This is a genomic window from Clostridium autoethanogenum DSM 10061 (genome assembly GCF_001484725.1).
GTDB lineage: Bacteria > Bacillota > Clostridia > Clostridiales > Clostridiaceae > Clostridium_B > Clostridium_B ljungdahlii.
The window spans coordinates 2082516-2101809 of sequence record NZ_CP012395.1 but is presented as its reverse complement, the minus strand read 5'-3'; the positions used below and the strand labels follow the sequence as shown (position 1 = coordinate 2101809).

At 33.6% G+C, this 19294-nt stretch carries 19 protein-coding genes, 2 tRNA genes and 1 other annotated feature; all 21 genes read left to right on the top strand.

Annotation, left to right across the window (positions count from 1 at the left end; translation table 11 throughout):
* Positions 1–2 precede the first annotated feature (2 nt).
* The 21 genes from ispD to rpsG all read left to right on the top strand — a co-directional run bounded on the left by ispD (position 3) and on the right by rpsG (position 19235).
* On the top strand, positions 3–695 hold the full coding sequence (gene ispD, locus CLAU_RS09510; protein ID WP_013240712.1) for a 2-C-methyl-D-erythritol 4-phosphate cytidylyltransferase: 693 nt from the start codon (positions 3–5) through the stop codon (positions 693–695).
* 281 nt (positions 696–976) lie between these two features.
* Positions 977–2374 carry a cysteine--tRNA ligase gene (gene cysS / locus CLAU_RS09505; protein ID WP_013240711.1) on the top strand — a complete coding sequence of 466 codons (1398 nt, stop codon included), beginning with the start codon at positions 977–979 and terminating at the stop codon, positions 2372–2374.
* A gap of 26 nt (positions 2375–2400) precedes the next feature.
* Positions 2401–2826, top strand: a complete 426-nt coding sequence (locus tag CLAU_RS09500) for a Mini-ribonuclease 3 (protein ID WP_013240710.1) — start codon at positions 2401–2403, stop codon at positions 2824–2826.
* A 310-nt stretch (positions 2827–3136) separates the two neighbouring features.
* Positions 3137–3937, top strand: a complete 801-nt coding sequence (rlmB, locus tag CLAU_RS09495; protein WP_013240709.1) for a 23S rRNA (guanosine(2251)-2'-O)-methyltransferase RlmB — start codon at positions 3137–3139, stop codon at positions 3935–3937.
* On the top strand, positions 3934–4446 hold the full coding sequence (locus CLAU_RS09490) for an NYN domain-containing protein (RefSeq protein WP_013240708.1): 513 nt from the start codon (positions 3934–3936) through the stop codon (positions 4444–4446). Before rlmB ends, CLAU_RS09490 begins: the two co-directional genes overlap by 4 nt.
* Before the next feature lie 73 nt (positions 4447–4519).
* Positions 4520–5161, top strand: a complete 642-nt coding sequence (sigH, locus tag CLAU_RS09485; protein WP_013240707.1) for an RNA polymerase sporulation sigma factor SigH — start codon at positions 4520–4522, stop codon at positions 5159–5161.
* Between the two features lie 84 nt (positions 5162–5245).
* Positions 5246–5320, top strand: a tRNA-Gly gene (locus tag CLAU_RS09480).
* A 9-nt stretch (positions 5321–5329) separates the two neighbouring features.
* Positions 5330–5405 (top strand) — tRNA-Thr (locus tag CLAU_RS09475).
* An 82-nt stretch (positions 5406–5487) separates the two neighbouring features.
* A complete protein-coding gene (tuf, locus tag CLAU_RS09470; protein ID WP_013240693.1) occupies positions 5488–6681 on the top strand; it encodes an elongation factor Tu in 1194 nt (397 codons plus the stop codon).
* Positions 6682–6865: 184 nt separating this feature from the next.
* Positions 6866–7015: a 50S ribosomal protein L33 gene (gene rpmG / locus CLAU_RS09465; RefSeq protein ID WP_013240706.1), complete on the top strand. Its 150-nt coding sequence runs from the start codon at positions 6866–6868 to the stop codon at positions 7013–7015.
* 43 nt (positions 7016–7058) lie between these two features.
* The gene (gene secE / locus CLAU_RS09460) at positions 7059–7289 is read left to right on the top strand and encodes a preprotein translocase subunit SecE (protein ID WP_013240705.1); all 231 of its coding nucleotides are present in this window, start codon (positions 7059–7061) and stop codon (positions 7287–7289) included.
* Between the two features lie 41 nt (positions 7290–7330).
* Complete coding sequence (gene nusG / locus CLAU_RS09455) at positions 7331–7852, top strand: transcription termination/antitermination protein NusG (RefSeq protein ID WP_013240704.1); 522 nt, start codon at positions 7331–7333, stop codon at positions 7850–7852.
* A gap of 70 nt (positions 7853–7922) precedes the next feature.
* Positions 7923–8348 (top strand): 50S ribosomal protein L11, encoded by a 426-nt coding sequence (gene rplK, locus CLAU_RS09450; protein ID WP_013240703.1) that lies wholly within the window; start codon positions 7923–7925, stop codon positions 8346–8348.
* A 56-nt stretch (positions 8349–8404) separates the two neighbouring features.
* Positions 8405–9094 (top strand): 50S ribosomal protein L1, encoded by a 690-nt coding sequence (rplA, locus tag CLAU_RS09445; RefSeq protein ID WP_013240702.1) that lies wholly within the window; start codon positions 8405–8407, stop codon positions 9092–9094.
* A 23-nt stretch (positions 9095–9117) separates the two neighbouring features.
* Positions 9118–9246, top strand: a sequence feature (ribosomal protein L10 leader region).
* A gap of 47 nt (positions 9247–9293) precedes the next feature.
* Entirely contained in the window at positions 9294–9797 is a 504-nt protein-coding gene (gene rplJ, locus CLAU_RS09440; protein ID WP_013240701.1) for a 50S ribosomal protein L10, read from the top strand.
* A 35-nt stretch (positions 9798–9832) separates the two neighbouring features.
* Positions 9833–10204, top strand: coding sequence for a 50S ribosomal protein L7/L12 (gene rplL / locus CLAU_RS09435; RefSeq protein ID WP_013240700.1), 372 nt, complete (start codon positions 9833–9835; stop codon positions 10202–10204).
* Between the two features lie 308 nt (positions 10205–10512).
* Positions 10513–14241, top strand: coding sequence for a DNA-directed RNA polymerase subunit beta (rpoB, locus tag CLAU_RS09430; protein ID WP_013240699.1), 3729 nt, complete (start codon positions 10513–10515; stop codon positions 14239–14241).
* A 17-nt stretch (positions 14242–14258) separates the two neighbouring features.
* Positions 14259–17795, top strand: coding sequence for a DNA-directed RNA polymerase subunit beta' (gene rpoC, locus CLAU_RS09425; RefSeq protein WP_013240698.1), 3537 nt, complete (start codon positions 14259–14261; stop codon positions 17793–17795).
* A gap of 113 nt (positions 17796–17908) precedes the next feature.
* A complete protein-coding gene (locus tag CLAU_RS09420; protein WP_013240697.1) occupies positions 17909–18151 on the top strand; it encodes a ribosomal L7Ae/L30e/S12e/Gadd45 family protein in 243 nt (80 codons plus the stop codon).
* 80 nt (positions 18152–18231) lie between these two features.
* Positions 18232–18609, top strand: coding sequence for a 30S ribosomal protein S12 (rpsL, locus tag CLAU_RS09415; RefSeq protein WP_013240696.1), 378 nt, complete (start codon positions 18232–18234; stop codon positions 18607–18609).
* Between the two features lie 155 nt (positions 18610–18764).
* Positions 18765–19235: a 30S ribosomal protein S7 gene (gene rpsG, locus CLAU_RS09410; RefSeq protein WP_013240695.1), complete on the top strand. Its 471-nt coding sequence runs from the start codon at positions 18765–18767 to the stop codon at positions 19233–19235.
* The last annotated feature ends 59 nt before the right edge of the window (positions 19236–19294 follow it).

The following is a 19294-nucleotide window of genomic DNA, read 5'->3' as shown; positions in this document are numbered from 1 at the left end:
TTATGAATGGTAATTATGCTATTATTGTAGCTGCCGGCAAGGGAAAAAGAATGGGAACTACTATTAATAAGCAATTTATTAAAATTAAGGGTAAGCCTATATTATATTATTCCATAAGGGCATTTTCCATAAATCCTCTTATAGATGGAATTATACTGGTATGTGCAGAAACTGAGATAGAATATTGTAAAAGAGAAGTAGTAGATAAATATGGGCTTCAGAAGGTAATTAAATTAGTTGCTGGGGGTAAAGAACGTCAGGATTCGGTATTTAATGGACTAGGAGTTTTAGAAAAAGAAAACTGTAGTGTTGTTCTAATTCACGATGGGGCTAGACCTTTTGTCACTAGTAAAATTATTGATGATGGAATAAAATATTCTAATAGGTATGGGGCTTGTGCTTGTGGAGTTAGGCCTAAGGATACACTAAAAGTTAGGGAAGAAAGTGGATTTTCTTCTTCTACATTAGAGAGAAAAAGTTTATTTGCAGTTCAAACTCCGCAGTGTTTTAAATATGATTTAATTTATGACTGTCATAAAAAATTAATGAATGAAAAAATGTGTGTTACTGATGATACTATGGTAGTAGAGCGTTATGGAAATAAGGTTTATTTGTATGAAGGTAACTATGAAAACATAAAAGTGACCACACCAGAAGATTTAAATATAGCTGAAAGTATAGTTGAAAAATATTAAAGTAAGTTAAAGACCTATAAGTTTCCATGATGTTATGGATACTTATAGGTCTTCCTTATCTAAAGCAATGGGGATAAAAATATTAATAGCACTTAAATAAGTTATAATAATGTGATAAAATATTTAGGGAATTTAAATCGAAATTAGAGTAAAAATTTTATCCAATAGCTATCTATTGCAGATGAGAAATTCTAAGGATTTTATTTGGTGTAAAAAACTTTATTTATATTTTTAATTTAGCTTATATAAATAGAGAAACTAAACAAGGAGGCCAAAATATCATGAAAATTTTTAATACAATGACCAGGGAAAAGGAAGAATTCGTTCCATTGGATTCCGATGAAGTAAAAATGTATGTATGTGGCCCTACAGTATATAATTTTTTTCATATAGGCAATGCAAGAACTTTTGTTGTGTTTGATACGGTTAGACGGTATTTAGAGTACAAGGGATATAAAGTAAGATTCGTGCAAAATTTTACGGATATTGATGATAAGATGATAAAAAAAGCACAAGATGAGCATATAACTGTAAAAGAACTGGGAGATAAGTTTATAAAAGAGTATTATAAGGATGCGGATGCCTTGCATATAAAAAGAGCTACTGTAAATCCTAGAGCTACTTTATACATAACAAAAATAATTGAATTTATAGGAGATTTAATAGATAGAGACTATGCCTATGAGATAGATGGGGATGTCTATTTTAGTACAAAAAAATTTAGCAATTATGGAAAACTTTCCGGACAAAATATAGATGATCTTAGAGCAGGAGCTAGGATAGATGTTGATGAGAGAAAAAAAGATCCTATGGATTTTGCAGTTTGGAAGGGGCAAAAACCTGGTGAACCTGCATGGGAAAGCCCTTGGGGAATGGGAAGACCGGGATGGCATATAGAATGTTCTTGTATGGCGCATGATTTATTAGGAGAAACTATAGACATACATGCAGGAGGGTCTGATTTAATGTTTCCCCATCATGAGAATGAAATAGCTCAAAGTGAAGGTAGGACCGGTAAAACATTTGCTAGGTATTGGATGCATTCTGCTTTTGTAAATGTAAATAACCAAAAGATGTCAAAATCATTAAACAACTTTTTTACTGTAAGGGAAATTCTGGAAAAGTACGAACCGGACGTAATAAGAATGTTTATGCTATCAGGTCATTATAGAACTCAAATAAATTTTAGTATGGAACTTTTAGATTCTACAAAATCAGCGTTAGATAGATTGTACAATTCAATAACAAATTTAGAAAATCTTTTAGATAATAAAGAAGACATACCAATTTCAGAAAATGAAAAAGAGTATAGAAATAAATTAGGTAAGTACAAGCAAAGATACATTGAAAAGATGGATGATGACTTTAATACAGCAGATGCTATATCTGTAATTTTTGACCTGGTAAAGGATATAAATGTAAGCATAAATAAGGATTCCTCTGTGGAAGTAATTAGGGATTCGCTCAATTTAATAAGGGAACTGGGAGCTCCACTTGGAATACTACAGCAATCTAAACGAGGAAGCATTGAAAAAGAAATTGAAGCTTTAATAGAGAAGAGACAAATAGCTAGAAGTGAAAAAAACTGGGCACTTTCCGATAAAATAAGGGATGATTTGAAGGCGCAGGGAATAGTATTAGAAGATACACCAGAAGGAGTAAGATGGAAAAGAGTATAGAGATTATAATTTAACGGGGGATAAAGATGGAAAATGATTTGTTAGAGATAAGAATGAGTGAAGCAGAGGTAAGACAGATGAGTCCCCTTGCACTTGCGTTTATTGGAGATGCTGTATATGAGGTGTTTGTAAGAACTTACTTAGCCAGTGAACACAGAAATATGTCTGTACACAATTTGCATGTGGAAGCTATAAAATTTGTAAAGGCACATTCTCAAAGTGAAGTTATAAAAAAACTGGAACAAGAGTTATCTGATAGAGAAATGTATTTTTTTAAAAAAGGACGAAACGCTAAGTCAGGGACAGTTCCTAAAAATGCAGATGTACAGGAGTATAGATTTGCAACTGGATTTGAAACATTAATTGGCTTTTTATATTTAATAGGTAACCGAGATAGATTAAATTATTTATTTAGGTTTATAATAAACTTGAAGAATAAAGGGGGATTTTAATTGGCATTAAAGGTTAAGCTAATTGAATATACGCCTAATTTGTTTATCCGATGACTACCTGCTCTAATAATCCCACTTCTCCAAGTGGGATTAAAGAGTAGCTACGTCCCTGGATAACGATTCCTAAGCATCAGGTGGAGTCAAAACTCCATCTGATGCCAAGAACTCTGTTTATGAACTGTGGACCTTCCTGTGTAAATGGATATTGCTCGGAAGGGAAAATGACTTGTGGAAAATTATAAGAGATACGAAAGAAATATAAGGTAGACGAAAAAAGTAAATAAGAAATTGAGGTATAAAGGGTAGGATTATGAAAAATAAGTATAAAAAATCAACGAACTTGACAGATAAAACTGAGTTTAGAGAGGATTTAATTGAAGGCAGAAATGCAGTTATTGAAGCTTTAAAATCAAGTAATACAACTATAGAACAGATTTTTCTTGCAGAGGGAAATATGTCAGGTTCTATAAATATAATACTTGCTAAAGCTAAAGAGAAGCATATAGTTGTAAAACAGGTGGATAGAAAAAAGTTAGACAAAATTTCCCAAACAGGAGCACATCAAGGAGTAATTGCACAGATAACTCCCTATAAATACTGTGAAGTAGAGGATATACTAGAATACGCCAGAGAAAAAAAGGAAGCTCCTTTTATAATTGTATTAGATGAAATAGAAGATCCCCATAACTTTGGTGCAATAATAAGAACTGCTGAAATATGCGGTGCTCATGGAATTATAATACCTAAAAGAAGAAATGTGGGAATTACGCCTGTAGTATATAAATCCTCTGTAGGAGCAGCAGAGTATATGAAAATATGTAAAGTTACAAATTTAAATACTACAATAGAAAAATTAAAGAAAGATGGTATATGGGTATATGGGGCTGATATGAGTGGAGAAAATTATTGCTTTGATGTCGATTTTAAGGGACCTGCGGCTTTAATAATAGGAAGTGAAGGAAGAGGAATAGCTAAATTGACTAAAGAAAAATGTGATGTGCTGGTAAAGATACCTATGGTAGGAAGAGTATCATCCTTAAATGCTTCTGTGGCAGGTGGCATATTGATGTATGAAATATTAAAGCAAAGAATAAAATGTGGTAGAAGTTGAGAAATATTTTTGTAGATGGATATAATGTTATAAATAGTTGGCCTAAGTTAAATAATATAAAAAATTATAGCCTTGAAACCGCAAGACAGTCGCTTATAGAAACTTTAAGCAATTATTCGGTATATAAGGGCTATAAAGTTTTTATAGTATTTGATGCCCATATGGTATCGGGAAGCTTAGAAAAAAAAGAAAAAATTAATAAAAATGTTGTAGTAGTATTTACTAAAGAGAATGAGACGGCAGATAGTTTTATAGAAAGAACTGTAAACAATATAGGACGTAAAAATGAGGTATTTGTAGTAACTTCTGATTCGCTGGAACAGCAAGTAACATTTCAAAGGGGCGCTGTTAGGATGTCTTCTATTGAATTTTATCATGAAGTTAATAATGTTGAGAACCATATAAAAAGTAAAATTGAAAAGAAATATCACGAGCAAAGAAATACTTTGGAGGATAGCATAAAAGAGGATGTATTGGAAATACTTGAAAAGATTCGTAAAAGTGACTAAAATGTATTGACTATAAATTTACTTTTAATGTATAATTGTAGCAGTGGTTTATAATTATGTTGGAGGGGATACCTTGGATAATAGGAGTTATAATGCTAGGAAAGTTTCCCCCTTTGAAGAAAAATTAGATGAAGAAATAGTTATTGAAGCAAAAAAAGGGGATGTAAGTGCTCAAGAGTACCTGATAAATAAATATGGAAATTTTGTTAAATCAAAATCAAAGTCATATTTTTTAATCGGTGCGGATAAGGAGGATATCTACCAAGAAGGTATGATAGGTTTATATAAGGCTATAAGAGATTTTAAACCAGATAAGTTATCATCTTTTAAAGCTTTTGCAGAACTTTGCGTGACCCGTCAAATAATAACTGCTATAAAAACTGCTACTAGACAGAAGCATATTCCATTAAATACATATATATCTTTAAATAAGCCTATATATGATGAAGAATCAGATAGAACTTTATTGGATGTTTTGTCTGAAACTAAGGTGGCAGATCCCGAAGAACTTGTAATTGGAAGGGAAGAGCTAAATCATATACAAAGTGAAATAGGAGAAGTGTTGTCAAATTTAGAAATGGAAGTACTTATGTCTTATGTGGATGGGAAGTCATATCAAGAAATTGCATGTGATTTAGATAGACATGCCAAGTCTATAGATAATGCTTTACAGAGAGTTAAAAGAAAATTGGAAAAATGTTTAATTCATAAATAAAAAATAGTATATTGACAAAAAAATATACTTGTATTAGAATTAATAACTGATATGTTACTTTTGATATTTAATTGAAGTTTATTGGCGGGAGTAGTTCAGTGGTAGAACACCAGCTTCCCAAGTTGGCCGTCGCGGGTTCGAGTCCCGTTTCCCGCTCCAAGAGAAATTGCCCATGTAGCTCAGTAGGCAGAGCGTCACCTTGGTAAGGTGGAGGTCACCAGTTCAATCCTGGTCATGGGCTCCAATAATGATGTATAAAGTTTTTACAACACACCAGGATGAGTTTACTTAAATAAGATGTGTATAACCAACAAGGAGGAAGAGTAATGTCAAAAGAAAAATATGAAAGAACCAAACCACATGTAAACATAGGAACAATAGGACACGTAGACCATGGTAAGACAACATTAACAGCAGCAATAACAATGGTATTGTCAAAAGAGGGAAAAGCAGCAGCAACAAAGTATGATGAAATAGATAAAGCACCAGAAGAAAAAGAAAGAGGAATAACAATAAATACAGCGCATGTAGAATATGAGACAGACAAGAGACACTATGCTCATGTAGACTGCCCAGGACATGCAGATTATGTAAAGAACATGATAACAGGAGCAGCACAGATGGATGGAGCAATCCTAGTAGTAAGTGCAGCAGATGGTCCAATGCCACAGACAAGAGAACATATATTGTTAGCAAGCAGAGTAGGAGTACAGTATATAGTAGTATTCTTAAATAAGTCAGACCAGGTAGATGATCCAGAATTACTAGAATTAGTAGAGATGGAAGTAAGAGAGTTATTAAGTGAGTATGGATTCCCAGGAGACGACGTACCAATAATAGTAGGAAGTGCATTAAAGGTATTAGAGAACCCAGATGATCCAGAAACAACAAAATGCATACATGAATTAATGGATGCAGTAGATGAATATATACCAACACCAGAAAGACCAACAGATAAAGACTTCTTAATGCCAATAGAAGATGTATTCACAATAACAGGAAGAGGAACAGTAGCAACAGGAAGAGTAGAAAGTGGAGTATTAAAAATCGGAGACGAATTAGAGATAGTAGGATTAAAGGAAGAAAAGAAGAAGACAACATGTACAGGAGTAGAGATGTTTAGAAAACTTCTAGACCAGGCAATGGCAGGAGATAACATCGGAGTACTATTAAGAGGAATACAGAGGGACGAAGTAGAAAGAGGTCAAGTACTAGCAAAACCAGGAACAGTACATCCTCATAAGAAATTTGTAGGTCAGGTATATGTACTTAAGAAAGAAGAAGGCGGAAGACATACACCATTCTTCAATGGATACAGACCACAATTTTACTTCAGAACAACAGATGTAACAGGATCAATCGCTTTACCAGAAGGAGTAGAAATGGTAATGCCAGGAGATCACATAGACATGAACGTAGAACTTATAACACCAGTAGCAATGCATGAAGGATTAAGATTTGCAATAAGAGAAGGCGGAAGAACAGTTGGTTCAGGTGTTGTTACTACAATAACTGAGTAATATTTTAGGGACTGGGTTTCTAAATCCAGTCCCTTTGAAAGTAAAAAATTAGGTAGTACCTGTTTATATTTTAAGCCATTGACATAAAAACTAAGTTGTGATAATTTAGTTAAGTAATGCATGATTTTCAAAATAAATTTCTAATTGATTATGTTTGTGAGCTATATTAGGAGGTTAGAGAATAATGAGAGTAAAAGTGATACTAGCGTGTACAGATTGTAAACAAAGAAATTACAATACAATGAAAAACAAGAAAAATGATCCAGATAGATTAGAAATGAAAAAGTATTGTCCTTTTTGTCATAAACACACAGTTCATAAAGAAACTAGATAATATTGTAGAGGCACATATTAAATTGTTTTGAGGATGTGAGCAAATGGGTGCAAACGGTGATATGAAAAAAGTTGATAAGCAGACAGCACTTGAAGGTGGGTTCTTTAATTTTTTTAAAGGACTAGTATCAGAATTCAAACGGATAACTTGGGCCTCTAAAGAACATACAAAAAAAGCTACAATTGCCGTTATTGTATTTTGTGCTATTTATGTGGTGATTGTTGGAGTTATAGATTTTGGATTTAATTCTTTAGCTAAGATTATTATGAAATAAAAAGGAGGTAGGGACTAAGAAATAGTTTTGTCCCTAGAGTTATGTCAGATAAAGCTAAGTGGTATGTAGTTCATACATATTCTGGTTATGAAAATAAAGTTAAAGTTAATCTTGAAAAAACCATAGAAAATAGGAACCTTTATGATTGGATAGATGATGTTCAGGTTCCAATGGAAGAGCAAGTTGAAATTAAAGATGGAAAAAAGAAAATAACTTTAAAAAAAGTATTCCCAGGATATGTTTTAATACACATGATAATGACTGATGATTCTTGGTATATAGTTAGAAATACTAGAGGAGTTACAGGCTTTGTTGGACCTGGTTCTAAACCTGTTCCACTTACTGATGAAGAAGTAAAGGATATGGGAATTAGCGAAAAACCAGTAAATGTAGATATATCAGTAGGAGAAAATGTAAAGGTGAAATCGGGACCGTTAGAGAACTTCTTAGCTGTTATCCAGGAAATAAATACTGAGAAAAGAAAAATTAAAGCTTTAGTTAACATGTTTGGCAGGGAAACTCCTGTTGAACTTGATTTTAATCAAATAGAAAAAATAGAATAATGCATAAAGCAAAAGTTTATAGTAAGTGGGAGATGTATTTATACATAACCACATATAGGAGGTGTATATTATGGCTAAAAAAGTAGTAGGAATGATAAAACTTCAACTTCCTGCAGGAAAAGCAAGCCCAGCACCACCAGTTGGACCAGCACTTGGACAGCATGGTGTAAACATTATGGGTTTTTGTAAGGAATTCAATGCTAAGACTGCTAAACAAGCAGGATTTATAATTCCAGTAGTAATTACTGTATATCAGGACAGATCTTTTAGTTTTATACTAAAGACTCCTCCAGCAGCAGTATTACTAAAGAAAGCAGCAGGAATAGAAAGTGGATCTGGTGTACCAAATAAAACTAAAGTTGCTAAAGTAACTAAAGAGCAAGTAAGACAGATTGCTGAAACAAAAATGCCAGATTTAAATGCTGCATCAGTTGAAACTGCTATGAAGATGATAGCAGGAACTGCAAGAAGTATGGGAATAACTGTAGAAGACTAGTTAACCAAAATAAGTGGGAGGTATAAACCGTTAAAACCACAAGGGAGGATTTCGACATGGGAAAAAAGTATGTAGAAAGTGCTAAGCTTATTGATAAAGGTACATTATATGAACCATCAGAAGCTATAGAACTTGTCTTAAAAACATCAAAAGCAAAGTTTGATGAAACAATAGAATTAGCATTAAAGCTTGGAGTAGATCCAAGACATGCAGATCAACAAGTTAGAGGAGCTGTAGTTCTTCCTCATGGAACAGGAAAAAAAGTTAAAGTACTTGTATTTGCAAAAGGCGCTAAGGTTAAAGAAGCTCAGGAAGCAGGAGCAGATTACGTAGGTGCACAAGAATATGTTGATAAGATTCAAAAAGAAAATTGGTTTGATTTTGATGTTGTTGTAGCAACCCCAGATATGATGGGAGTTGTAGGAAGATTAGGAAGAGTGCTTGGACCTAAGGGATTAATGCCAAATCCTAAATCTGGTACTGTTACTTTTGATGTTGCAAAGGCAATAGAGGAGATTAAGGCTGGTAAAGTTGAATATAGAGTAGATAAAACTAGTATAGTTCATGTTCCAATAGGAAAGAAATCTTTTGAATCACAAAAGTTATTAGATAACTTTCATACATTAATGGAAGCTGTAGTAAAAGCAAAACCATCAGCATCTAAAGGTCAATATTTGAAGTCTGTAGTAATATCAAGTACTATGGGACCAGGAATAAAGATAAATTCAACAAAAGTTTTAGATTAAATTAACTTGTATGTGATGCAAAAATTAAATATGTAAATATTCCGTAGACAATAGGTGCGATAGCATAACGGTGTAACCAACCTATCAAGGATTCCAATAGAAAGTATAGTTGGTCTCTCTCTGTGTCTATGGAGAGACTTTTTAATTTATATGTGTTTATTATGTATTGTAGTTTAGACTGCAAGGAGGTGGATACACAGTGAAAAAGAATTATAGAGAAGTAAAAGAAGCTAGAGTTCAAGAGATTAAGGAAAAAATGGAAAAGGCTCAGGGCGTAATATTAGCTAAATATCAGGGCTTAACTGTAGAAGAGGATACTAAACTTAGAAAAGAATTAAGAGATGCAGGTGTAGAATATAAAGTTTACAAAAACACATTAGCCTTAAGAGCTGCTAAAGAATTGGGATTTGACCAATTAGAAGATTACTTTATAGGTCCAATATCTATAGCATTTGGATATGAAGATCCAACTGCACCAGCAAGAATTCTTAATGATTTTTCAAAAGATCATAAGGTTTTAGAACTAAAGGCAGGAATTGTTCAAGGCGAAATCTTTGATGAAAATAAAGTTAAAGAGCTTGCTACAGTACCACCGAAAGAAGTACTTATTGCAAAATTACTTGGAAGCTTCAAAGCTCCATTATCAAATTTTGTATATGCATTAAATGCAATTGAAGAAAAACAAAAATCAGAAGAAGCTTAATAATTTAAAGAGAGAAATTTTGGAGGTGTTCATTAATGAGTAAAGAAGAAATCATTCAAGCAATAAAAGAGATGAGTGTTTTAGAATTAAATGAATTAGTAAAAGCATGTGAAGAAGAATTTGGAGTAAGTGCAGCAGCACCAGTAGCAGTAGCAGGAGCTGCAGGAGCAGGAGCCGCAGCTGGAGCAGAAGAAAAAACTGAATTTGACGTAGTACTTAAAGCTGCAGGTGGAGAAAAGATAAAAGTTATAAAAGCAGTTAGAGAAGCAACAGGATTAGGATTGAAAGAAGCTAAAGCATTAGTAGATGGAGCTCCTAAGACTTTAAAAGAAGCTGTAAGCAAGGAAGATGCTGAAGCTATGAAAGCTAAATTTGAAGAAATTGGTGCTGAAATAGAATTAAAGTAATAAATTAATATAAGGCTTATAAAAGGGGCACTTTAATTTAAAGTGCCCCTTTTATAGTTTTTTATTATAAGTTTACAAATTTTATTGTTGACAATTTTTTGATATTATGATAACATAATAAATTGCATTGATTAGTTATGCAGAAAACATAAATACTTTATTATTTAACACAAATTGAATTAATTATAAAAAAATAGGTTATACTATTACAATGGCAATTAATAAATCCATAAACATCCATATAGTACATATATATACATTGTGAATGTTTTTGGTTATTTTTAGTTTATGCAAGGGGTGAAAAATCAATGGTACATCCTGTCCAGGTTGGTAAAAGAACAAGAATGAGCTTTTCCAGACTTAAAGAAATAGGCCACATGCCTAATTTAATTGAGGTTCAGCTAGATTCCTACAATTGGTTTTTGAAAGAAGGATTACAAGAGGTATTTGATGATATTAATCCTATTCAAGATTATACTGCTAACCTTAATTTGGAATTTGTAGGATATAAGTTAGATATGGATAATATCAAATATTCTGTAGAGGAATGTAAAGAAAGAGATGCAACTTACGCAGCACCTTTAAAAGTAAAAGTAAGGCTAATTAACAAAGAAACTGGTGAAGTTAAAGAGCAAGAAGTTTTTATGGGAGATTTCCCTCTTATGACGGAGCAAGGAACCTTTATAATTAATGGTGCAGAGAGAGTTATAGTTAGCCAACTTGTAAGATCACCAGGTGTATATTATGATCTTTCAGTTGATAAAACAGGAAAAAATCTTTTTTCTTCAACTGTAATACCTAATAGAGGAGCTTGGCTAGAATATGAAACTGACTCTAACAATGTAATATACGTTAGAATAGATAAAACTAGAAAGTTACCCATAACTATTCTTATTAGAGCCATGGGTTATGGTACAGACGCAGAAATTACTAATTTCTTTGGAGAGGATGAAAGGCTAAAAGCCACAATTGAAAAAGATAATACAAAGACTCATGAAGAGGCTTTGCTTGAAATATATAAAAGGTTACGACCGGGAGAACCTCCTACAGTGGATAGTGCCCAATCACTAATTGAATCTTTATTTTTTGATGCGAAAAGATATGATCTTTCAAGAGTTGGAAGATACAAATTCAATAAGAAGTTATCATTACACCTAAGAATTGCTAATCAGATAGCAGCACAGGATGTAGTTAATCCAGATACAGGAGAAATTCTTATCCAAAAAGGTGAAAAGATAAATAGAGAAAAGGCAGTAGAAATCCAACAGTGTGGAATAAATGTAGTAGATATCCAAATTGAAGATATAGTTTTAAGAGTTATAGGTAATAACTTTGTAGACATACGTAGTTTTATTGACTTTGATATAGATGATTTAAATATAAAAGAAAGTGTTCATTATCCCACTTTAAAGAAAATTTTAGATAATTATAGTGATGAGGAAAGTATTAAGGAACAAATAAGAAAGAACATCCATGAATTAATTCCAAAACATATAGTTAGAGATGATATGTATGCTACCATTAGCTATGAGTTGGGATTAGCATATGGAGTAGGTCATACTGATGACATAGACCATCTTGGAAATAGAAGACTTAGATCTGTTGGTGAATTACTTCAAAATCAATTTAGAATAGGTCTCTCAAGAATGGAGAGAGTGGTTAAGGAAAGAATGACCATACAGGATCAGGAAGTTATAACACCTCAAGCTCTTATAAATATAAGACCAGTAGCTGCGTCTATAAAAGAGTTTTTTGGAAGTTCTCAACTTTCTCAATTCATGGATCAAACTAATCCATTGTCAGAGCTTACCCATAAGAGGAGACTATCTGCTTTAGGACCAGGCGGACTTTCAAGAGAAAGAGCTGGATTTGAAGTCAGGGATGTTCATCACTCACATTATGGAAGAATGTGTCCAATAGAGACGCCAGAAGGACCTAACATAGGACTTATTAACTCTCTAGCTACATATGCAAGAGTTAATCAATATGGCTTTATAGAAACGCCTTATAGAAAAGTAGATAAAGAAAATAAGAGAGTTACAAATGAAATTGTATATATGACAGCAGACGAGGAAGATGAATATTTAATAGGTAGGGCAAACGAGCCTATTGATGAAAATGGTAATTTTATAGATAATAAAATTACAGTTAGAGATAAAGAAGATGTTATTGTAGTACCTGGTCAAGACGTTGATTATATGGATGTGTCTTCAAGGCAATTAGTTTCTGTAGCTACAGCTATGATACCATTCCTTGAAAATGATGATGCCAGCCGTGCACTTATGGGATCAAATATGCAAAGGCAGGCAGTTCCACTTTTGAAACCACAAGCACCTATTGTAGGAACAGGTATTGAATACAAGGCTGCAGTAGATTCAGGAGTACTTCCTAAAGCTAGAAATGCAGGCGTTGTCTCTTATGTATGTGCTAACGAAGTAAGGGTTAAGAGAGACTCAGATGGAGGAACAGATATTTATAGACTTCTTAAGTTCCAGAGATCTAACCAATGCACATGCATCAATCAAAGACCTATAGTTGAAAAAGGGGAAGTAGTTAAAAAGGGAACAGTTTTAGCAGATGGACCTTCTACAGATCTTGGAGAAATAGCACTTGGAAAAAATATTAGAATGGGATTTACAACTTGGGAAGGATATAATTATGAAGACGCAATGCTTATATCTGAAGAGTTAGTAAAAAAAGATGTATTTACATCAATACATCTAGAGGAATACGAATCTGAGGCTAGAGATACAAAATTAGGACCAGAGGAAATTACAAGAGATATACCAAATGTAGGAGAAGATGCATTAAAGGATATAGATGAAAGAGGAATTATAAGAATAGGTGCAGAAGTTAGAGCAGGAGATATATTAGTAGGTAAAGTAACACCTAAGGGGGAAACTGAACTTACAGCAGAAGAAAGGCTTTTAAGAGCAATATTTGGCGAAAAGGCCAGAGAAGTTAGAGATACGTCCCTTAGAGTACCACATGGTGAAGCGGGCATAATTGTAGATGTAAAAGTATTTACAAGAGAAAATGGAGATGAGCTTTCACCAGGAGTTAACAAATTAGTTAGATGTTATATAGCTCAGAAGAGAAAGATATCTGTAGGAGATAAAATGGCAGGAAGACACGGAAATAAAGGTGTTATTTCTAGAGTACTACCAGAGGAAGATATGCCTTTCCTACCAGATGGAAGACCTCTTCAGATATGCTTAAATCCACTTGGTGTACCTTCACGTATGAATATAGGTCAGGTATTAGAAGTTCATTTAGGATGGGCTGCCAGTAAATTAGGATGGCATGTAGCGACTCCAGTATTTGATGGAGCCACAGAAGAAGATATATTGGAATGCTTGAAAAAAGCAGGGTATAGAGAAGACGGAAAAACAATACTATATGATGGTAGAACAGGAGAAGAATTTAATAGGCCTGTAACTGTAGGATATATGTATATCTTAAAATTAGCACATTTGGTTGACGATAAGATCCATGCAAGATCTACAGGACCATATTCGTTAGTAACTCAACAGCCATTGGGTGGTAAAGCTCAATTTGGTGGCCAAAGATTTGGTGAAATGGAAGTTTGGGCATTAGAGGCATATGGAGCAGCTCATACACTTCAGGAAATATTGACAGTTAAGTCAGACGATGTAGTTGGAAGAGTTAAAACTTATGAAGCTATTGTAAAAGGTGAAAATATACCAGAACCGGGAATTCCAGAATCATTTAAGGTTCTGATAAAGGAACTTCAAGCTTTATGCTTGGATGTAAAAGTATTAAATGATAATAAAGAGGAAATCAAACTTAAAGAGTCTGTGGACGAAGAGATGGAAAAACTAGATGTAAATATTGAAGGAAAAGAAGATTCTACTGATTTACCTCAAGAACAAAATGATGACTATAATACTGAGCAAGAAGAAAACAATGATAGTGAAAATGACAGCGATGAAGATCTTGATTTAGATTATGAAGATCTTACTTTAGATGATTTGCAGAGTGATTTAGAAATAGATGATTTTAATGATGAACATTAGGAAGGGAGGATGTACCCTTGTTTGAATTAAATAATTTTGATGCACTTCAAATAGGCTTAGCTTCACCAGAAAAAATAAGAGAATGGTCAAGAGGTGAAGTAAAGAAACCAGAAACAATAAATTATAGAACATTAAAACCTGAAAGAGATGGACTGTTCTGTGAAAGAATTTTTGGACCAACTAAAGATTGGGAATGTCACTGTGGTAAGTATAAGAGGATAAGATACAAAGGTATAGTTTGCGATAGGTGCGGTGTAGAGGTAACTAAGGCAAAGGTTAGAAGAGAGAGAATGGGACATATTGAGCTTGCAGCTCCTGTATCCCATATATGGTACTTTAAAGGAATACCATCCCGAATGGGATTGATCTTGGATATGTCACCTAGAGCTCTTGAAAAAGTACTATATTTTGCGTCTTACGTTGTTTTAGATCCAAAAGAAACTCAACTGTTAAAAAAGCAACTTTTAACTGAAAAAGAATATAGGGAAGCTGCAGACAAATATGGTGAGCAAAATTTTGTAGCAGGTATGGGTGCTGAATCTGTTAAGAAACTATTAGAAGAAATAGACTTAGACCAGTTATCTGTAACCCTAAAAGAAGACCTAAAGAGCAGTACAGGGCAAAAAAAGGTAAGGATAATTAGAAGATTGGAAGTAGTTGAATCTTTTAGAAAATCTGGTAATAAGCCTGATTGGATGATTATAGATGTAATACCTGTAATCCCACCTGATTTGAGACCTATGGTTCAATTAGATGGAGGAAGATTTGCTACATCAGATTTGAATGATCTTTATAGAAGAGTAATAAATAGAAATAATAGGCTTAAAAAATTATTAGATTTAGGTGCGCCGGATATAATAGTTAGAAATGAAAAGAGGATGCTTCAGGAAGCTGTAGATGCTCTTATAGATAATGGTAGACGTGGAAGAGCAGTAACGGGACCTGGAAATAGACCTTTAAAATCATTATCTGATATGTTAAAAGGTAAACAAGGTAGATTTAGACAAAATTTGCTGGGAAAACGTGTAGATTACTCTGGGCGTTCTGTTATAGTAGTTGGACCTGAACTTAGAATGTATCAATGTGGTCTGCCTAAAGAAATGGCACTTGAATTATTTAAGCCATTTGTTATGAAGAAATTAGTAGAAAGTGGCTTAGCACACAATATTAAAAGTGCGAAGAGAATGGTAGAAAGAGTACAGACTCAAGTATGGGATGTATTAGAAGAAGTAATATCAGACCATCCAGTAATTTTAAATCGTGCTCCAACTCTCCATAGATTAGGAATTCAGGCATTTCAGCCTGTACTTGTAGAGGGTAGAGCTATAAAACTTCATCCATTAGCATGTACTGCATATAATGCAGACTTTGATGGAGACCAAATGGCGGTACATGTTCCTCTATCTGTTGAAGCTCAATCAGAGGCTAGATTTTTAATGCTTGCTGCACATAATATATTAAAACCTTCAGATGGAAAGCCGGTAGTTGTGCCTACACAGGATATGGTACTTGGTTCATACTATTTAACTATAGAAAAGGATGGAGCTAAAGGAGAAGGCAGAATTTTTTCTTCACCGGACGAAGTAATAATGGCATATCAGTTAAAACAGGTTGATATTAATGCCAAAATAAAGGTTAGACTTACTAAGGTTAAGGACGGAAAAACTATAAGTGGTATAATTGATGCCACCCCAGGTAAAATAATATTTAATGAATCCATACCTCAAGATTTGGGATTTGTAGATAGAAGTAAACCTGAGAACGAGTTTAAACTTGAAATTGATTTTCTTGTAGCTAAGAAAAACTTAGGTAAGATAATAAATAAGTGCTATATGAAGCATGGTGCTACTAAAACTTCCATAATGCTTGATAAAATAAAAGCTAGAGGATATCATTATTCTACTATAAGTGGTATAACAGTTTCCACTTCAGATATGGTGGTTCCAGAAGCTAAAAAAAGGCTCTTGGGCGAAGCAGATGCAGCAGTAGATAAAATAGAAAAAATGTATAGAAGAGGATTTATATCAGAGGAAGAAAGATATCAAAGAGTTATTGAGAAATGGACTAAAACTACAGAAGATGTTGCAGATGCACTTATGGATAATCTAGATAAATTCAATCCAATATTTATGATGGCGGATTCAGGAGCTAGAGGATCTAAAAGTCAGATCAAGCAGCTTGCAGGTATGAGAGGACTTATGGCAAATCCTTCAGGAAAGATAATAGAACTTCCTATAAGAGCATCTTTCAGGGAAGGTTTGGATGTACTAGAATATTTCATATCAACTCACGGAGCTAGAAAAGGTAATGCAGATACTGCATTAAAGACTGCTGATTCTGGTTATCTTACAAGAAGGCTTGTAGATGTAAGCCAGGATGTTATAGTAAGACAAGAAGATTGTGGAACTCACGAAGGATACGACGTTTCTGAAATAAAAGAGGGAAATGAAGTTATAGAAAGTTTGGCAGAAAGACTTACTGGTAGGTATTCTGCTGAAGATATTAAAGATCCTAAAACTGGAGAAATAATAATACCAAAAGATGTTTATATGGATCCAAAAATAGCTGAGAAAATAGAAGCTTCTGGAATTAAAAAAGTAAAGATTAGGTCCGTATTTACCTGTAAGTCAAAACATGGAGTATGTGCAAAGTGTTACGGTATGAATATGGCTACTGCAAAGAAAATTGATATAGGAGAGGCTGTAGGTATAATAGCAGCTCAAAGTATAGGAGAGCCAGGTACACAGCTCACTATGAGAACTTTCCATACTGGAGGAGTTGCAGGATCTGATATAACTCAAGGTCTTCCTAGAGTTGAAGAATTATTTGAAGCTAGAAAACCAAAGGGGCTTGCTATAGTAAGTGAGGTTTCAGGTACTGTAAAAATGGAAGAAACCAAAAAGAAGAGAAGTGTTTCCATAGTTATGGATACTGGAGAAGAAGTAAGCTATGATATACCGTTTGGTTCAAGACTTAAAGTATCTAATGGAGATACAATAAGTGCTGGAGATGAGATAACAGAAGGTTCTGTAAATCCACATGATATTTTAAGAATAAAAGGTGTTCAGGGAGCTAAAAATTATCTTTTGTCTGAAGTTCAAAAAGTTTACAGACTTCAGGGTGTTGATATAAATGATAAGCATCTAGAAGTAGTAATAAGACAGATGACAAGAAAGATTAAAATAGAGGAATCGGGAGATACAGAATTGCTTCCAGGAACTATGATTGATATGTTTGATTTTGAAGAGGCTAATGAAAAAGTAGAAGCTAATGGTGGAGAACCAGCTAAAGGAAGGGTAGCTTTACTTGGTATAACTAAAGCAGCACTTGCAACTGAATCTTTCCTTTCTGCAGCGTCGTTCCAGGAAACTACAAGAGTTCTTACAGATGCAGCTATAAAGGGCAAAATAGATCCATTACTAGGATTGAAGGAAAATGTAATTATAGGTAAACTTATACCAGCAGGAACAGGTATGACCAGGTATAGGTCTGTAAGAATTAATACAGAAGATAAATCTGAAGAAAAACAGGTAAGTGATGAGGCAGAAGTGTAGCATATAATTTATTGACATAGCAATATTAAAATGATAAAATACATCTGTATGTTTTTTCAAGAACAAAGTATCATGTACTTTATTTATATAGAATTGAAGGAGGGAATAAAATAATGGTTAACAGACTAAAAGGAAACAAGGTTGTCGGTTTAAAGCAAACAGTTAAAGCAATAAAGAATAGCACTGCAAAAACTGTTTATATAGCTAAAGATGCTGACGATAAGTTAATACAGTCAGTGAAAGTGTTAATTGAAGATAATTCCCCTGAGTTGATTTATATAGATACTATGAAAGAATTGGGAAAATTATGTGGTATAGATGTAGGAGCTGCTACAGCTGCTGTATTAAAAGATTAAATATACAGTATACTAAATAAGCTTTCAAGAATAATTAATATAAATTGTAAGATATTTTAATTAAAAGAGGAGGTGTAGATATGCCAACAATAAGCCAATTAGTAAGAAAAGGCAGAAAGACAATAAGCACAAAATCAACAGCACCAGCACTAAAAGAATGTCCACAGAAAAGAGGAGTTTGTACAGTAGTAAAAACTACTACTCCTAAAAAGCCAAACTCAGCACTTAGAAAAATTGCCAGAGTTAGGTTGACAAATGGATATGAAGTAAGTGCGTACATCCCAGGTATAGGACATAACTTACAAGAGCACAGCGTTGTTCTAATAAGAGGAGGAAGAGTTAAAGACCTTCCAGGTGTCAGATATCATATTGTAAGAGGAGCATTGGATTCAGCTGGAGTTGCTGACAGATTGCAGTCAAGATCAAAATATGGCGCAAAAAAGCCAAAACAAAAGTAATTGATTAATTAAGTTGAGTATTAGTGCTATGTCTTCAGCGTTTATATATATTTACAGTACTTTATCATATTTTGCAGGAGTACAAAGCACTTTGCGGCTTTATTAAAGCCGAGTACCGATGAACTTAAATTTTAATTGTTAAGGAGGGAAGAAAAGTGGCAAGAAAAGGACATATAGGAAAAAGAGATGTATTACCAGATCCAGTATATAATAGTAAGGTAGTTACAAAATTAGTAAACAGTATAATGGAAGATGGTAAAAAGGGAGTAGCTCAAAAAATATGCTACGGAGCTTTTGACATAATTCATGAAAAAACAAATAAAGAGGCAATGGAAGTTTTTGAAGAGGCAATGAACAATATAATGCCTTTACTAGAAGTAAAAGCAAGAAGAATTGGTGGTGCAACATACCAGGTTCCAATAGAAGTTAGACCAGAGAGAAGACAGACTTTAGGAATAAGATGGCTTCTTATTGCATCAAGAAAAAGAAATGAAAAATATATGAGAGAAAGACTTGCTTCAGAATTAATGGATGCAGCAAATAATACAGGTGCAGCTGTTAAGAAGAGAGAAGATACTCATAAAATGGCTGAAGCTAACAAGGCTTTTGCACATTATAGATATTAATATTAAAAACTGTTTTGGTATTTTTACTAAAGCAGTTTTGTCAAATCCTAAATTTACAC

Bases quoted from the DNA above. Each gene is read 5' to 3' on its own strand.
- CLAU_RS09500 (WP_013240710.1), top strand. From the start codon at position 2,401: ATGGAAAATGATTTGTTAGAGATAAGAATGAGTGAAGCAGAGGTAAGA.
- rpmG (WP_013240706.1), top strand. From the start codon at position 6,866: ATGAGAGTAAAAGTGATACTAGCGTGTACAGATTGTAAACAAAGAAAT.
- rpsL (WP_013240696.1), top strand. From the start codon at position 18,232: ATGCCAACAATAAGCCAATTAGTAAGAAAAGGCAGAAAGACAATAAGC.
- rlmB (WP_013240709.1), top strand. From the start codon at position 3,137: ATGAAAAATAAGTATAAAAAATCAACGAACTTGACAGATAAAACTGAG.
- rplK (WP_013240703.1), top strand. From the start codon at position 7,923: ATGGCTAAAAAAGTAGTAGGAATGATAAAACTTCAACTTCCTGCAGGA.
- rplA (WP_013240702.1), top strand. From the start codon at position 8,405: ATGGGAAAAAAGTATGTAGAAAGTGCTAAGCTTATTGATAAAGGTACA.
- ispD (WP_013240712.1), top strand. From the start codon at position 3: ATGAATGGTAATTATGCTATTATTGTAGCTGCCGGCAAGGGAAAAAGA.
- nusG (WP_013240704.1), top strand. From the start codon at position 7,331: ATGTCAGATAAAGCTAAGTGGTATGTAGTTCATACATATTCTGGTTAT.
- rplL (WP_013240700.1), top strand. From the start codon at position 9,833: ATGAGTAAAGAAGAAATCATTCAAGCAATAAAAGAGATGAGTGTTTTA.
- rpoB (WP_013240699.1), top strand. From the start codon at position 10,513: ATGGTACATCCTGTCCAGGTTGGTAAAAGAACAAGAATGAGCTTTTCC.
- secE (WP_013240705.1), top strand. From the start codon at position 7,059: ATGGGTGCAAACGGTGATATGAAAAAAGTTGATAAGCAGACAGCACTT.
- tuf (WP_013240693.1), top strand. From the start codon at position 5,488: ATGTCAAAAGAAAAATATGAAAGAACCAAACCACATGTAAACATAGGA.
- CLAU_RS09420 (WP_013240697.1), top strand. From the start codon at position 17,909: ATGGTTAACAGACTAAAAGGAAACAAGGTTGTCGGTTTAAAGCAAACA.
- cysS (WP_013240711.1), top strand. From the start codon at position 977: ATGAAAATTTTTAATACAATGACCAGGGAAAAGGAAGAATTCGTTCCA.